Annotated in this window: 13 protein-coding genes, 1 pseudogene and 1 riboswitch; of the genes and pseudogenes, 6 read left to right on the top strand and 8 right to left on the bottom strand. The window is 42.0% G+C overall.

Translation table 11 applies throughout. From position 1 onward, the window contains the following. Positions 1 to 25: 25 nt before the first annotated feature. Positions 26 to 922 (bottom strand): protease HtpX, encoded by an 897-nt coding sequence (htpX, locus tag AC0OMA_RS07510; protein ID WP_003232513.1) that lies wholly within the window; start codon positions 920 to 922, stop codon positions 26 to 28. 170 nt (positions 923 to 1092) lie between these two features. Here htpX and htpK point away from each other — a divergent pair, with 170 nt between their 5' ends. Together htpK and sspD are read left to right on the top strand one after the other, a co-directional pair. Next, entirely contained in the window at positions 1093 to 1794 is a 702-nt protein-coding gene (htpK, locus tag AC0OMA_RS07505; RefSeq protein WP_015483158.1) for a transcriptional regulator HtpK, read from the top strand. A gap of 130 nt (positions 1795 to 1924) precedes the next feature. Further along, entirely contained in the window at positions 1925 to 2119 is a 195-nt protein-coding gene (sspD, locus tag AC0OMA_RS07500) for an acid-soluble spore protein SspD (RefSeq protein WP_003218568.1), read from the top strand. A gap of 10 nt (positions 2120 to 2129) precedes the next feature. Here the strand turns inward: sspD and rsgI are convergent, their stop codons facing one another. The 4 genes and pseudogenes from rsgI to AC0OMA_RS07480 all read right to left on the bottom strand — a co-directional run bounded on the left by rsgI (position 2130) and on the right by AC0OMA_RS07480 (position 6008). Then, entirely contained in the window at positions 2130 to 3275 is a 1146-nt protein-coding gene (gene rsgI, locus AC0OMA_RS07495; RefSeq protein ID WP_015383497.1) for an anti-sigma-I factor RsgI, read from the bottom strand. Continuing rightward, positions 3272 to 4027, bottom strand: a complete 756-nt coding sequence (gene sigI, locus AC0OMA_RS07490; protein ID WP_003245855.1) for an RNA polymerase sigma factor SigI — start codon at positions 4025 to 4027, stop codon at positions 3272 to 3274. Before sigI ends, rsgI begins: the two co-directional genes overlap by 4 nt. Positions 4028 to 4290: 263 nt before the next feature. After that, positions 4291 to 5086 (bottom strand): annotated as a pseudogene (locus AC0OMA_RS07485) (TerC family protein). Between the two features lie 105 nt (positions 5087 to 5191). Further along, a riboswitch (yybP-ykoY riboswitch) is annotated at positions 5192 to 5295 on the bottom strand. Positions 5296 to 5342: 47 nt separating this feature from the next. Further along, on the bottom strand, positions 5343 to 6008 hold the full coding sequence (locus AC0OMA_RS07480) for a DedA family protein (protein WP_322839576.1): 666 nt from the start codon (positions 6006 to 6008) through the stop codon (positions 5343 to 5345). A 180-nt stretch (positions 6009 to 6188) separates the two neighbouring features. Between AC0OMA_RS07480 and AC0OMA_RS07475 the strand changes: the two genes are divergently transcribed. From AC0OMA_RS07475 to AC0OMA_RS07465, 3 genes are all read left to right on the top strand, one after another. Continuing rightward, a complete protein-coding gene (locus tag AC0OMA_RS07475; RefSeq protein WP_047182527.1) occupies positions 6189 to 8591 on the top strand; it encodes an EAL domain-containing protein in 2403 nt (800 codons plus the stop codon). A gap of 87 nt (positions 8592 to 8678) precedes the next feature. After that, positions 8679 to 9563, top strand: a complete 885-nt coding sequence (ku, locus tag AC0OMA_RS07470) for a non-homologous end joining protein Ku (protein ID WP_047182526.1) — start codon at positions 8679 to 8681, stop codon at positions 9561 to 9563. A gap of 3 nt (positions 9564 to 9566) precedes the next feature. Then, positions 9567 to 11402, top strand: coding sequence for a DNA ligase D (locus AC0OMA_RS07465; RefSeq protein WP_015483154.1), 1836 nt, complete (start codon positions 9567 to 9569; stop codon positions 11400 to 11402). A gap of 25 nt (positions 11403 to 11427) precedes the next feature. Here AC0OMA_RS07465 and AC0OMA_RS07460 read toward each other — a convergent pair whose 3' ends face one another. Next, the gene (locus tag AC0OMA_RS07460) at positions 11428 to 12441 is read right to left on the bottom strand and encodes a glycosyltransferase family 2 protein (RefSeq protein ID WP_015483153.1); all 1014 of its coding nucleotides are present in this window, start codon (positions 12439 to 12441) and stop codon (positions 11428 to 11430) included. 12 nt (positions 12442 to 12453) lie between these two features. Continuing rightward, the gene (locus AC0OMA_RS07455) at positions 12454 to 14148 is read right to left on the bottom strand and encodes a DUF6044 family protein (RefSeq protein WP_474222008.1); all 1695 of its coding nucleotides are present in this window, start codon (positions 14146 to 14148) and stop codon (positions 12454 to 12456) included. A 192-nt stretch (positions 14149 to 14340) separates the two neighbouring features. Between AC0OMA_RS07455 and AC0OMA_RS07450 the strand changes: the two genes are divergently transcribed. Continuing rightward, positions 14341 to 15153: a metallophosphoesterase gene (locus AC0OMA_RS07450; RefSeq protein ID WP_003245342.1), complete on the top strand. Its 813-nt coding sequence runs from the start codon at positions 14341 to 14343 to the stop codon at positions 15151 to 15153. 27 nt (positions 15154 to 15180) lie between these two features. Here AC0OMA_RS07450 and AC0OMA_RS07445 read toward each other — a convergent pair whose 3' ends face one another. Next, complete coding sequence (locus tag AC0OMA_RS07445) at positions 15181 to 15732, bottom strand: YkoP family protein (protein ID WP_047183557.1); 552 nt, start codon at positions 15730 to 15732, stop codon at positions 15181 to 15183. Between the last annotated feature and the right edge of the window lie 73 nt (positions 15733 to 15805).

Here is a 15805-nt window from a genome sequence, read left to right as displayed (position 1 = left end):
CTCTCAGAGGAACAATGTGTTTGTATTATTTAGCTTCCAGCCGTCTGATTCGCTCATCTAAATCAGGGTGAGTAGAGAAAAGTGAAGAGCGCTTCTTGCCATTAATCTTTAACGTTTGGACAGCTGTCTGATCGTCTTCCATAATCCGGGAAGAATAGCTTTTAAGCGTCCGAAGCGCATGAATCATCTTATCCTTGCCGGCAAGATCCGCTCCTCCCCTGTCAGCATGGAATTCACGATGGCGTGAATACGCAAACACAACCAGGCTGCCAAGTATCGAAAAGACAATCTGAAAAATAATCATTGCAATAAAATGAACGATCGGCGCTAGATCTTCTTTGACAAAACGGCTTGCTATCCAAGCGGCGATACGCGATAAAAAGACGACAAAAGTATTAACGATACCTTGTAAAAGCGTCATTGTTACCATATCACCATTTGTGATATGCGCGACCTCGTGGGCAAGCACACCTTCAACCGCCGCGTCATCCATCTGCTCCAGCAGCCCTGACGATACTGCGACAAGTGAACGGCGTTTTGACGGTCCAGTCGCAAACGCGTTTACTTCAGGTGAACGGTAAATCCCGACTTCCGGCATTTTCGTTAAACCGGCAGAGCGGCTTAATCTGTGAACACGATCAACCAATTGCTGTTCCTCATAGCTGAGCGAGTGTTTTTTCGGATTCAGCACTCTGACGCCCATCATCGTCTTTGCCATCCATCTGGACATCGCAAGAGATGTAAAGGAACCGACAAATCCAACAACTAAACTGAACACAAGAAGCGCCATTGGATCGATACCGCCATCAGCTGTAAAGTACGTCCCGACTCCTGTAACAGAGCTTAAAACAGACAAAACGATCCCGATTGTTGTAAGCACCAAAATATTCGTTAGAATAAACAGAAAAATTCTTTTCGCCATAACAACCTCCGTTATTTTAAGTTCAAAAGAACCCGTATATTTAAATTATAAAACATCCATTTGAAAATGCAAGGAATTCGACGTATGATGTTAATGTAATTTGCTGACGCTTGAACTTTGAATTTATACATAGACCTATATCCGCGTCAAATTGTCTAACGAGGTGAACAATGAACATTTTTAAACTCTCTCGAACCGATATGGTGCGGCTGCTCTATTCCCTAAAAGGACAAGGAGAACATAGCCCGCTCGACATTCTCGTCCAATCAGCGAATATGTCAGCAGAAAAAGCAGCCAATCATCTAGAAATTCCTGAATTTCTTACAAGATATGAACGAAAAAAACAGAAAAAAGAATACGGTCTTTCTACAAATGAAATCGTAGAGCTTGGCAACTTGTGCGAGCTGACTTCGTTAAAGTCAACCGCGATTCAAAACTGGGTAAAGCGTGATATCAAGGATCTGATCGGACACCCTGAGCTGGGCAAAAAATACTCAGTTGAACAGGCAGTTATTCTTTTAATTGTACGTGATTTAAAATCCATTTATGACTTTGAACACATACGGGCTATTTTAAAAGTGGCCTTTAACACAATCTCAGACAGATCTGATGATGTCATCAGCCCGATTGCTTATTATGAAAGCTGCGCATATGTGCTTGATGCCATCCATCACCAAGAAACTCCTTCTATGAAAGAATCAAATCTGCAGGAGATCGCCGAACAGGAGACAGAGCGTCTCCGTCACCGTTTTGAAGAACTGAATCACAGCCAATGGCTTAAAATCAGACAAATTATCGCCATTACAGTCCTCTCCATTTTGACGTTCCATATTCAGGCAACCGCACATAAAATGACAGCAGACATTCTATAGTCTGCGTCACCCCGGCTCAGAGGCCGGGGTTTTATTTTTCTCCACAACAATTGCCAGCATAAATAAACCCCGTATATTTCAAACTAAATACGCGTTAAGAATTTCTTTATCGAAAAAGGAGATGAAAAAGATGGCGAGCAGAAATAAACTCGTTGTTCCAGGGGTGGAGCAGGCACTCGACCAATTTAAACTCGAAGTGGCTCAAGAATTCGGTGTGAACCTTGGTTCTGATACAGTCGCACGCGCTAACGGCTCTGTAGGCGGAGAAATGACAAAGCGGCTGGTACAGCAAGCACAATCACAATTAAATGGCACAACTAAATAAATTCAGGTCTTTATTCGCCGGGGGCACTCGGCGAATCTTCATTTTGAGCTGAATTATTATCACTGCTGTAGCCGTTTGGATTACGTCGGTCTGAAGCGTTATCCCTTCTGGACGAAGAACGGTTCTTGCCTTGTTCACCATTGTTCCAGTCCCTGTGATATTGGCTTTGGCCATTGTCAGCGCCGTTATTTTCATTTCCTTTATCTTGAGGATCTTGTATTGGGGTTTGCTCATGGTCCCCATCTTTTTCGGTATTTGTGTTTTCATCTGATTCCTTTATTTTTTTATCTTTGTCACTATCATCAATCTGGTCATCCGCTTTATCTTCTTTCTGGTCTCCGGAATCCGCATCATTCAGCTGTTCATTATCTCCTTGCTTGCTGTCCTGGGTGTCAGTTTGATCGGTGTTTTCATCCTCATTTTCATCACTCTTTTGATCCTCTTCCCCGGATGGTTTGCTGGAGTCATCTTTTAAATCTTTATTGTCATTCTTTTCATTTGATTTGATGTAGCTGCCTGTTGAGACGCCTTCTTTCTTCGCTTTTTCCCTCGTTTGCATATCTGACTCGAGAGATTCCATGCGGTATGTCGTTTTATATTTTTCAGTCACATCATTCAGCTGTTTTTTCACAGCCTTTTTATATGTATTGTCTTCTGTGTTTTCATAAACAGTGGAAATCAATATTTCTTTCGATTTCTTTACATACCCGTGTTCACTGCAGTCGGTTATAATATCGTCAATCACCTTTTTAAAATCAGTCTTCTCCCAATCATCTATATCATTCACGACTTTCTGTCCCTCATCGTTTAGAGGCGTCAGTTCAATCACTTCATAATCACTGTTTAACGCCATTTCGACGCTTGGATTGATATCGATTGTCATATACGCATAGGCCTTATTATTAGAAAAAACGGGGAGAACTATAAATATAAAAAGCATAATAGCAGTCATCGTAAAAATCCCCATTTTGAAAGGGCGCAGTTTAAAAAAATCAAAAAAGCTGGCCCTTCTGCCCATGCGTGTTTCACTCGGAAGCATGATTTCTTCTCCGATTTCATAGCTGTGTCGATCATTTTTGGCTTTTAAAAATTGTCCGTCAGGGGTCAGCAACGTGACGAATTTTTTATTTTTCTCTACTATAATCCCTCTTCTCATGAGTGCAGCACCCCTTTAAGATAATCTTTTAAATAAATATAATCACCCGTAATGATAATACACATCGCAATAATATATTTTCTGTTTCTCTCAATCGTTTTTCGGCTTACAGAGACAAGCTGTTCAAGCTGTTTGACTGGAAGCTGCTTCTTTGTATACAGGATAGCGGCCAATTCTTCATGTTCAACAAGCGTCATTGCCACCTTTATGGCGTTTTGTCTTGCATCCGTGTGCTTTGGAGAATTTTCAAGCAGTTCTTTAAACGATAAACCATAATCCTTGAGCTGCTTTTGAAAATAGAGAATTTCCTCCCGCCTCTGCTCCTGTTCAATCTGACGGCGGTATTCATCTATGGAAAGCTCGGCTTCAATCAGGCTTTGTGATGACTCCTGATCGTCTCCTTCCTGTAAATCAATATTTATATTTTGTGCGCTTCTGGCTTCTTTTCTAATGTAATCAATGACTTTTCTTTTTATAATAAGCTCAGCAAATGCGAGCAGAGAATTTCCTTTTTCAGGTGAATATTTTTCTATAGCTTCATTAAACGCGATCAGTCCAATACTGAACTCATCGTCTTTTTCATCTATATATCGTTTACAAACGGATGAAACCGTCTTTGCGATAAATGGCTTATATTGCTGTATTAATTCATTTTGCAGATCTTTATTGCCTTTTTGTATACTCTCAACAGCTTTTTCAAGTGTTTGCTTCTTTTTTCCCAATTTAAACAAAAGGCTAAGCACTGGTTTCACCTCAGTTCCTCCCTATAACTACTCATTAATGATAGCTAATTTGATAGGGATTCGCAAAGGAGAAAAAGAAATATTGATTTCCAATGTCTCAATTATGACAAACCATTCTGACGTCCTATACATGATTTCGTGCCTTTCTAAAGAATTAAGGGGGTTTTATGCGTGTTTTTTGTAACAAAGATGTTATAAAAATGTTATTTTATTTCGCTTATGAAAACGCTTCAAACACAAAAAGACTCTGCTTTTAAGCAGAGTCTTTCAGATTACGCCCGTTCACGGGTGCTGTTTTTTTGTTCGTTTTGTGCGCCCTCCGGCTGTTTTTTCCCACCTGACATAAACCAGCCGCAAACCGCGATTGCTGCTAAGACACCCCAGAATATCAGCTTCCATATTCCAGAATGAATAAAGTGCTCAGAAACAACCGCTATGTCGCGATGGGCAAGCGTATATAAAGCAAGCTTCACTCCGACCCAGCCGACAATCACAAAGGCTGCTGTTTCTAGGCTTGGACGTTCCTTTAATAACTTCACAAACATGGAAGCCGCAAACCGCATAATCACCAGTCCGATGATACCGCCGGCCAAAATGATGAGAAATTGTCCTCCGTCAAGTCCGCCGATCTTCGGGAGTGTTGTCCCAGGAAGCGTAACCGCCAGCGCTACTGCTGCTAAGATGGAATCAACAGCAAACGCGATATCTGCCAGTTCAACTTTTAAAACAGTCGGCCAAAAACCGCTTTGCTTCGTCTCTTTATGTGTGTCTTCTTTCTTAAATACATATCTTTTCAATAAGTGGCTTGCTGAGATATACAGCAAATAGATCGCGCCAATCGCTTGAACCTGCCAAACGTTGACCAAAAATGAAATGGCGAATAAAGAGCCAAATCGCAGAACAAAAGCCCCTGCCAATCCATAAAATAACGCTTTTTTTTCTTTTTTCCTCCGGCAAATGTTTTACCATTACCGCCATAACCAGCGCGTTATCGGCGGCTAAAATCCCTTCCAGCCCGATCAAGACGAGAAGAACCCAACCATACTCTAATAATAATGCTGCATCCATAAATAATACCCTCCCAAAAAAGTTGTTTTCTTTCTCTTCATCCGATCTTATGCCGGCCGGACCATGCAAAAAAGACCTTTGCCGACATAAGGCAAAGGTCTTGCTAGACATGAATTCAGGCATGCCAACAAAGCCGATGGATACAATCCATGAAATGACGACTTTGTTTCCGGAATACATTCCGGACGCTACTCCCCTTTGGGATTTCAAGAAATATGATTTTATACGTCAATGATATGCGCAGCGCAATGATTTGTCAACGTTTATTTTTTAAAAATACAGATAATTGTTCGGAATGCGTGCGTTTCTTCCTCTTTTTCAACAGTAAGTAGAGCAGGAACAGTGCCAAAATCGCTATCCCGATCGGAAGCATGTATTGATCAAGAATAGAGCTGACTTCCTTCCAATTTTCACCGAGCTTCACACCGAGATAAACATATACAAATGTAATCGGAAGCATAGCAATGAATGTATAAAGCGAAAACACCCAAACATTCATTTTTGCAATTCCGCACGGTATGGAAATCAATGTCCTGATGCCAGGCAAGAAACGCCCGCTGAACGCGACAAAGCCCCCATGTTTTTTGAAAAATTTATCTGATTTATCAAGCGCTTCAGGTTTAATAAAGAGATACTTTCCAAAACGTTCAAGAAACGGCCTTCCTCCGTACCGGCCTATCCAATACAGCGTAAGCGGACCGGCCACTCCCCCAAGCGATCCTGCCAAAACAACGCCGGCAAGTGTCATATCGCCTTTAGATACCCAATAGCCCGCAAGCGGCAAAACGACTTCGGCCGGGATAAACTCAATACTGAGCGCTAGAAATATTCCAAAATAAGATAAGCTTTTAAATGCTTCTATCCATGACATAACCAGCTCTTCGATAGCCACCAACTCCCTTGTTTCATGTTTATGTATCATACATTTTTGTTTTTTCGGAAAACGTCAAGATGATTTTAACACATTTTTCACGGTCAGTTGAACTAAAAATAGATCTCCCTCGTATTTCTATCGTTTTGAAGGCTGAAACTCTGCGGTTAAGCAGCCGATAATAAAGAGAGTCAACAAGACTGGAACACACGATACGGGGGGAATCTCCATTTGGAAATACACGCTACATATAATACGACGCTCATATGTTTATCTATTCTAATTGCCTGTACCGCCTCGTATATTTCCCTTGAACTTTCCAGGAAAGTCACCATCAATACAGGCTTAAAAAGTAAAATTTGGCTGATCGGCGGCTCACTTATTATGGGATTCGGTATTTGGTCAATGCATTTTGTAGGGATGATGGCCGTCCATATGGAAATGCCGATGGAATATGAATTCATGCCTTTAATGGCAGCCATTGGCGCATCTGTTTCGGGATCATTTGTGTCATTATATTTTGTCAGCCGGCACATTCTTACATATTACAGACTGCTTACCGGATCAGTTGTGCTTGGCGCATCTATTGCTTCTATGCACTATATCGGAATGTCTGCCATTTCCCGGGTAATGATTATTTACGAACCGATTTTATTTACAGTTTCAATTATCATTGCGATTGCAGCCTCTTTCGTCTCGTTAAAAATATTCTTTGACTTGGCCGTGAAAAAACATTCTGAGCATCTTATATTCTATAAAGTCATCAGTTCAATTGTAATGGGTATTGGGATTTCGGGCATGCACTACACAGGGATGCTTGCGGCAACTTTCCATAAGGACATGGCTCCGCCCGGAAGCCCTATGGAGGTACAAACGTTTCATTGGTCAATTTTTGTTACTTTAATTATTTTTTGTATCCAAACGTTATTGTTATTCAGTTCCCATGCAGATCGAAAGTTTATTAAACAGAGCGAACGCATAAAGGATAACGAACAGCGATTTCAGTCATTAATCGTCCACAATATTGATGCAATCTTTATTTTATCATTAGAAGGAGACATAATATCTTCCAATCACGCTGGTGAGGAAATGATCAGCAAATTTGGCTTCAGCATGCATGACTGGAGGAATTACACATCACAGAAGATTAAGCGCCTTTTTGAGCAAGTTAAAAAAGATAAACAAGCGATGAACAGCGATAGCGATCTTATCACTGAAAAAGGCCAGTTTCACTTAAATATTACGCTTATACCTGTTGAGGTCAATCAGGAACTAGACAGCATTTATGTCATTTGCAAAGACATGACGAAGCAGTACAAAGCAGAAAAAGAAATCCATAGAATGGCTCATTATGATTCGCTTACAGACTTACCTAACAGAAGGCATGCCATCTCTCATCTAACAAAGGTGCTGAATCGCGAGCATTCCTTGCATTATAACACCGTTGTATTCTTTCTCGACTTAAACCGGTTTAAAGTGATTAACGATGCATTAGGGCATAATGTCGGTGATCAACTGCTTCAGTTTGCAGCTAAACGCCTGTCATCTGTAGTCCCTGATAACGGATTTATTGCCCGTCTTGGCGGTGATGAATTTATTATTATATTAACAGACGCCAATACAGGAACAGGCGAAGCAGATGTTTTAGCAAGAAAAATTATCCAAAAATTCAAAAAACCTTTCAAAATTCAAGATCACACCCTTGTCACATCTGTCAGTATCGGGATTGCGATATCTCCAAAAGACGGGACGGATGGCCTTGAATTGATGAAAAAGGCTGATATGGCGATGTATGCGGCTAAAGAACGAAACAAAAGCAAATACAGATACTATTCTTTTTCAATCGGCAACAAAGAAACCGTCAAGCTTAACCAAGAGATGGTACTCAGAGAAGCAATCGAAAACGATAGATTTGTCTTGCATTATCAGCCGCAATTCAGTGTAAAAAAACAAAAAATGACAGGAGCAGAAGCACTGATACGCCTTGTGACACCAGACGGGCAGCTGCGTCCGCCCGGAGAATTCATCGGTGTTGCAGAAGAAACGGGACTTATTATTGATATCGGAAAGTGGATTATAGATGAAGCATGCAAGCAGGCAAGGATTTGGCATGACAAAGGCTATGATCTTTCTGTCGCCATTAATATTTCCGCCAGACAGTTCCAATCTAAAGATCTGATTCCCCTCATCAAGGATACGCTTAATAAATACCAGCTTCCTCCGCAGCTTCTTGAAGTGGAGGTGACGGAAAGCATGACAATGGACAATCTCGATCACTCCAAAAAGGTTTTGTCATCCCTAACAGAATTAGGAATCAGAATCAGTATTGACGATTTCGGTACTGGTCACAGCTCTCTTAGCTATTTGAAGGACTTCCCGATTCACAGGCTGAAGATTGACAAATCATTTATTGACGATATTCAGACCCATCCTAAATCAGAGCAAATTACCGGAGCTATTATTGCCATGGGGCATCAGCTGTCTTTGCAGGTGATTGCCGAAGGTGTGGAAAATGCAGCTCAAAAGCAGCTTCTTTTTGAAAAAGGCTGCGACCATTTGCAGGGCTTCTTTTTCAGCAGGCCAATACCTCCGGAACAGCTCGAACAATTCATTACTGAACAGCCGTCGCAATAAGTGCGCCGGCTTTTTTTCACCCATAAGTTACTACACATGAATCGTACTCCTTCTCTTCACACTAAAGAAAAAAAGGGGTTTATCGATATGCATACAATGTGGAAGGGATCGATCAGCTTTGGATTAGTAAACATCCCCATCAAGCTATATGCGGCCACAGAAGATAAAGATATTAAACTGCGCAGCCTCCATAAAGAGGATCACGCACCAATCAAATACGAGAAAGTTTGCACAAATTGCGAAAAAACTCTTAGTCCTGATGAAATTGTGAAGGGATATGAATATGTAAAAGGGAAATATGTAGTGCTGACGGACGAAGATTTAAAAAGCTTAAAACAGGAGCATGAGGAGAAAGCGGTTGAGATTGTTGACTTTGTTCAGCTCCAGGAAATTGATCCGATTTATTTTAACCGCTCCTACTTTGTCGGCCCCGGGGATAATGGGACGAAGGCCTATACCCTGCTGCGTGAGGCGCTGCGCTCAACCGGAAAGATCGGTATCGCCAATATGACAATCAGGTCAAAGCAGCAGCTGGCGATTCTCCGTGTGTATGAAAATTGTATCGTCATGGAGTCTATCCATTATCCCGATGAGGTCAGAAGCGCCGCTCATGTCCCAGGTGTACCTGATCAATCGAATGTAAACGATAAGGAACTGCAAACCGCTATCACATTAATAGATCAACTGACTGCTGAGTTTGAGCCTGAGAAATATGAAGACACGTACCGACAGGCGCTGCTGCAAAGAGTCAACGACAAGCTAGAAAATAAAGAAACGGCCGTCACTCCTGATAAAGCGCCACCTCGTGAAGATGTCATTGACCTGGTAAGCGCTCTGCAAGCCAGCATTGACAGAACCAGAAGGCCGAACCGGGAGACACCGGCTGCCACACCTGCACAAGCCGCTGAACCGAAAGGAGCCGGAGATAAAAAACAAAAAACAACTAGAAAAAAAGCCTCCGGCACGTCATAGCCCATGGCGTTTACCATGCAGCCGGTCCTAACTTCGTCACCGCCAATCGGAGCAGAATGGCGTTACGAAGTAAAATATGATGGGTACCGCTGTATTCTCCGCATCCATTCTTCAGGTGTGACCTTAACCAGCAGAAATGGTGTGGAGCTCAGCAGCACCTTCCCTGAAATCACACAATTCGCCAAAACTGCCTTTCAGCACATGGAAAAAGAGCTTCCGCTGACACTTGATGGTGAAATAGTATGTTTGGTGAATCCTTGTCGTGCAGATTTTGAACACCTTCAAGTGCGGGGGCGTTTGAAAAGACCAGACAAGATTCAGGAATCGGCAAACGCGCGGCCGTGCTGCTTTCTCGCCTTTGATTTGTTAGAGCGAAGCGGAGAAGATGTAACGCTTCTTTCGTATTTGGACCGCAAAAAATCGCTGCGTGAACTCATATCCGCAGCAAAGCTTCCTGCATCTCCAGATCCTTACGCAAAAGAAACCATTCAATCCATTCCCTGTTATGATCATTTTGATCAACTCTGGGAGATGGTAATAAAATATGACGGAGAAGGAATTGTAGCGAAGAAAACAAACAGCAAATGGCTTGAAAAGAAGCGGTCGTCCGATTGGCTCAAATATAAAAACTTTAAACAAGCTTATGTTTGCATAACAGGGTTCAACCCTAACAACGGGTTTCTGACGGTATCAGTATTAAAAAACGGAATAATGACACCGATTGCCTCTGTTTCGCACGGAATGCGCGATGAGGAAAAAAGCGCTATACGCGAGATTATGGAACAGCACGGACATCAAACACCCTCAGGCGGATTTACGCTTGAACCTTCGATTTGTGCAGCTGTTCAATACTTAACAATTCTCCAAGGCACATTAAGAGAGGTATCGTTTGTCGGTTTCGAATTCCAAATGGACTGGACCGAATGCACGTATGCGCAAGTCATACGACACTCCAAACCGGTTCACCCAAAGCTGCAGTTCACAAGCCTGGATAAAATCATATTTGAAAAGAATAAAAAAACAAAAGAAGATTTTATTCAGTATATGATTGAAGTCAGTGACTACCTGCTCCCTTTTCTGAAAAACCGGGCTGTCACCGTCATCCGCTATCCGCATGGATCTAGGAGTGAATCATTTTTCCAAAAAAACAAGCCGGACTATGCGCCGGATTTTGTTCAATCTTTCTATGATGGAAGCCATGAACATATAGTCTGTGAGGATATGTCTACATTGCTATGGCTTTGCAACCAGCTTGCTTTGGAGTTTCACGTTCCTTTTCAAACCATTAAAAGCAGGCGTCCGGCTGAGATTGTCATTGATTTAGACCCGCCTTCGCGAGATGACTTTCTTATGGCCGTGCAGGCCGCAAATGAACTGAAGCGGCTGTTGGATTCCTTTGGCATCACATCGTACCCGAAGCTGTCCGGCAACAAAGGCATCCAGCTTTATATTCCCTTGTCTCCCGAGGCATTTACGTATGAAGAAACACGCCAATTTACGCAGCTGATCGCAGAGTACTGCACCAATGCATTTCCCGAGCTATTTACCACTGAACGCTTGATTAAAAACAGACACGGCAAATTGTATCTTGATTATTTGCAGCATGCAGAAGGAAAAACGATTATCTGTCCCTATTCGACGAGAGGAAATGAGCTTGGGACTGTTGCAGCCCCGCTCTACTGGCATGAGGTGCAATCATCTTTAACACCCGCTCTGTTTACAATTGATACGGTCATCAATCGAATTAAGAAGCAGGGCTGCCCATTTTTTGATTTTTACCGCAACCCGCAAGACGAACCGCTTAGCGCTATTTTACATCAGTTGAAGAAAAAGAGCTGACTAATGGAGTCAGCTCTTTCCGTGTTTAACTGTACTTTTTATCTAACCGCTCTTTTTCCTGGCGCTGAAGCGGGCTCAGCTGCTCATTATACAAATCAATATCAATCGCGTATTTCGGCCGTCTTTTCACTTCAGAAAAAATCGTTCCAATATACTCTCCGATGATTCCAATTCCCATCAATTGCAGCCCGCCCAAAAACCAAATGGATATGATGAGAGACGCCCAGCCTGCATTCGTATGTCCGAGCATCTTTTGAATAAACGCGCCAACCCCTGCCACAGCGCTGAGGAAAAACAAAACAAACCCTAAAAGCGTAAAGAATCGAATTGGTGCGACACTGAATGAAGTAATCCCGTTAAAAGCGAAGGATAGCATCTTTTTCAGCGGATATTTCGTTTTGCCGGCAAAGCGTTCCTTGCGGTCATACAAAACTTCGGCCGATTTAAAGCCGATCATAGGGACAATACCTCTTAAAAACAGATTCGCTTCCGGATAACGCTCAAGCTCTTCAAGGGACCTTTTATTCATTAAACGAAAATCAGCATGATTATAAATTAATTTAATCCCAAGCTTATTCATGAGACGATAAAACCCTAACGCGGTCGTGCGCTTGAAAAAGGTATCGGTTTTTCTGCTCTGGCGTACACCGTAAACGATCTCGCAGCCCTCATGATATTTCAGCATAAAATCCCGGATCACAGAGATGTCGTCCTGAAGATCAGCATCGATCGAAATGACGCAGTCTGACCTATTCTTCGCTTTATGGAGTCCGGCTAAAAGCGCTTTTTGGTGGCCGACATTGCAGGCTAATTTTAAGCCGGTAACCTTCTTGTTTCTTATGCTCTCCATAGCAATCAAAGCCCAAGTGCGGTCTTTGCTGCCATCATCGACAAACAGAATTTTACTGTCTTCAGCAATTAATTTTTCTTCAATTAAATCATCTACAACCTCTGTCAGCTGACGGCTTGTTTCTTGAAACACTTCCTCTTCATTGAAACACGGGACGACGATGGTTAATACTGGCTGTGACTGTTTCAATCGATATCCTCCTTATCTTGTTTCATATAAATAAATGCGCCAGGCGGAATCTTTATGGTCAAACGTCTTTACGAGCGCGAGATGGTTTTGTTCAGCATTCATGATCGGAACTGAAGAAAAAATGTACCGGCCGCCCATTTTTTTAAATACATCTGTATTTAATTGAAGGTTGTTGATCGTTTTCTTCGAGTTCTTTTTGAAATCATATCGTTTACCGAGTTCATCGACAAAAAGGTAGCAGCGGCTGCCCCATTCATCAAAGTATTGTTTCAGCCGAGAATTTTTTTCCAGCTCTTTTTCGATGATTTTCCTAAATTCATATTTATATGAGAGCGGATACAGATTGTTATACGTATCTAACGTATAAAACCCGTTATATTGGGCGATAGACGGATGCAGTCCGATGCTCGCCACCCTGTACGAATCCTGCGGACGTCCGATATATTCCTTAATCTCTTTGAATTGCTCCGATGCATAAAACTCCTTGAATGTCGGCGCGTTGTAATGAACGCCATACGTATATTCTTCATTAAAAGGCGCCAACACCATTAGCTGTGCAGCGACTGCGGCGTACACAAGCCATTGCCATCCTTTCCCCATCCGCCAAATGAGATATAAAGCAAGCGCAAAGCTCACGTATATAACAAGCGGCCGAAGAAAATGAAAACGGGCAAAATTAAATTCTGCTAAAAAGGCAAATTTCTGCTTTGGAACAGCCCAAATTTTGTTGAACCAAAACGCATACCATAATGACAATCCATAATTAAGCACACATAAAAACAGATAAACATTTTCTGGCTTTGTCCGATTTCGTTTGAACAGCAGAGCAGCAAATACGACCAGCAGGATCGGGAGGATGACAACGGTATGAACGGTCATCACATGATTATGGCCATAGACAAAGTTTTTTACGGATAGCCGAAGAGAATGCCAAACATCATGCCTGGATGAGATAAATTCGATACGATGCATTGGTGCGTGTTCAAAGAGCATCGAATAGACAAGCCGATATTCAACGAAAAGATAGATACTCGTCATAAATGCAATACTGCCTAAGAACATCAAATTCCATCTTCTTTTTGTAATGGCATCATACAGCCAAAAACACCCCATCCCTGCCAGGAAAAAGAAGAAGCCTAGAACAAAGCTTGAGTATAGAGGGAGCAAGCCCAGCGTCAGCCACTCTCTCCATGAAATATCCCCTTTTCGCATATTTAAAAAAGCCCACAGTGCCAAAGGGTACCCAAGCGTACTCAGCATTCCCGAAGGCCAGAACGGTGTTAAGGCAAATGCAAGCGATACGCCAATTCGGATGAAAGCCGCTTTTGGTTCCGGGATTATATGTTTCTTCAGCAGCACATACATTCCAAAAAAAGCGACAACTCTTGTAACCGTCTGGCTTATTGCATAGGCGGTCATGGAAGAAAAGAAAGCATGGAGCCAAACAATTCCGCTCCACTCGGTGCCAAAGGCATCCCGGGGCAGCCCGTTAATGATTTGCGGAATGGCAGCGTCAACCTTGCCGACGATTTCTCCGCTATCGGCCAGAACCTTGTACCAAGCGATGTTGGAATCTAAATTATCGTGGACCCGGATATGGGCATCTTCCTTTAAAATAAAAAGCGGGGATACATACAATAAAAGAAGAAATAATGCGATCCAGAGATAATATGTTTCTTTTTTTTGTTGTCTCATCAATCGTAACATTGCTTACACATCCATTTGTTATTCTGACTCCGTCGGCATGTTCTGCCTCATGTGTCAAAATTTATTATCCCTTTTCCCTTCCAAATCATTCATCATATGACAATCCGTTTTTCAGCCTGTCTCTACCCATTAATTCCCGCTATCCATAGGGCTTGATCACTTACTATACTGATAGGAGGGAGGGGATATATTTTGTTTACAATCTTACTTTCATTGGCCATACTCGTATTTGTGCCATTTCTATATAAAGCGAACCGCAATACAAAAGATGTGAAAGTCAACACCATTTCAATCGACCAAAAAGACGGCCTTCCAGCCAGAAAAAAATTAAATATCCTTCATTTATCAGATCTTCACTTGGAAAACATTTCAGTCTCACCTGAGGAGCTGTATCATTTAACAAAAGATCAGCCTGTGGATATCATTGCTCTTACCGGGGATTTTCTTGATCGGAAACGTAATATTCCGAAGCTGGCAGGTTACTTGAACGCCTTGCAAAAGCTGAAGCCTGCATATGGAATGTACGCGGTGTTCGGTAACCACGATTATGTATTAAAAGAAGAGGACTTTCAGAGATTGAAGCGAGTTTTAGAGGAAAACGGCTGTATCACGCTGCAAAATGAACATGTTCGAATTGAGACGGCTGCAGGGCCAGTCAATATTATCGGCATTGATGATTACAGTACGAATCGAAGTAATATCACCGGCTCTTATCAAAGTCTGGAAAATGGCTATCATCTTGTCTTAACACATGACCCAAATATTATTCTGGATATGAAAGATGTTCACTATGATTACCTGCTGTCAGGGCATTTTCACGGCGGGCAAATTCACTGGCCAAAACCGTATCATTTGGTGAAAATGGGAAAGCTCGTGCGAATGAACATGATTAAAGGCCTTCATTATCATCACGATAAACCATTTTATATCAGCGAGGGCTTGGGACAAACCGGCGTAAATATCCGTGTCGGAAGCCGCCCTGAAGTAACATTTCATCAGATTTAATCAAAAAAGACTGTGCTGACCGAGGCATCAGTCTTTTTTTTGATAGGTTTTCTGCAGCTTTTCTTTTGAGATAAACAAATAGGATGAATTCGGTAAATGCCGCAAGCTCACAGGCTTTGAAGTCAAATATAAAATCGGCACATGGGACATTTTTTTAAAGAATCTGTAACAAGGATTCACCGGGGTGATCACATCAAAGCCGAGCCTTTCCACACCTTTGTCAAGCATTGTAATCCCAATGATTCCTTTGATTTTCTCGCTTTTTTTATGATTGTTGATATAGTCAAGAAGAAGCGGCATCGATTGATATACTTTCTGATAAATAATGATTCCTTTTCTGACTGCGCTCTCAATGCTTTGCAGTTCTCTTATCAGCTTAATATTGTGCAGATGAATTTTAACGAGCACATCATTTTTTCTAATATGCGTTCCATCGCTCAGCACGACATGATGTCCTTTATACTTCGTCAGCCTGACTCGAAAAACGCTTTTTTGATCGTTGTCAATCAAGCTTAGCCTTGAAAAAAAGAAATAAATCGGATCAACCATTCTCCAAATGGAAAGGAAACAGGTTTTCATCTTTTCACCTTCCTTATGATCAAAAACACCCTTATATTTTGTGAACGTTCTCCTCAAAATATAGTTGCCATAT

Source organism: Bacillus sp. AMCV2 (assembly GCF_056033925.1).
This window is presented reverse-complemented; position numbering and strand designations above follow the sequence as displayed.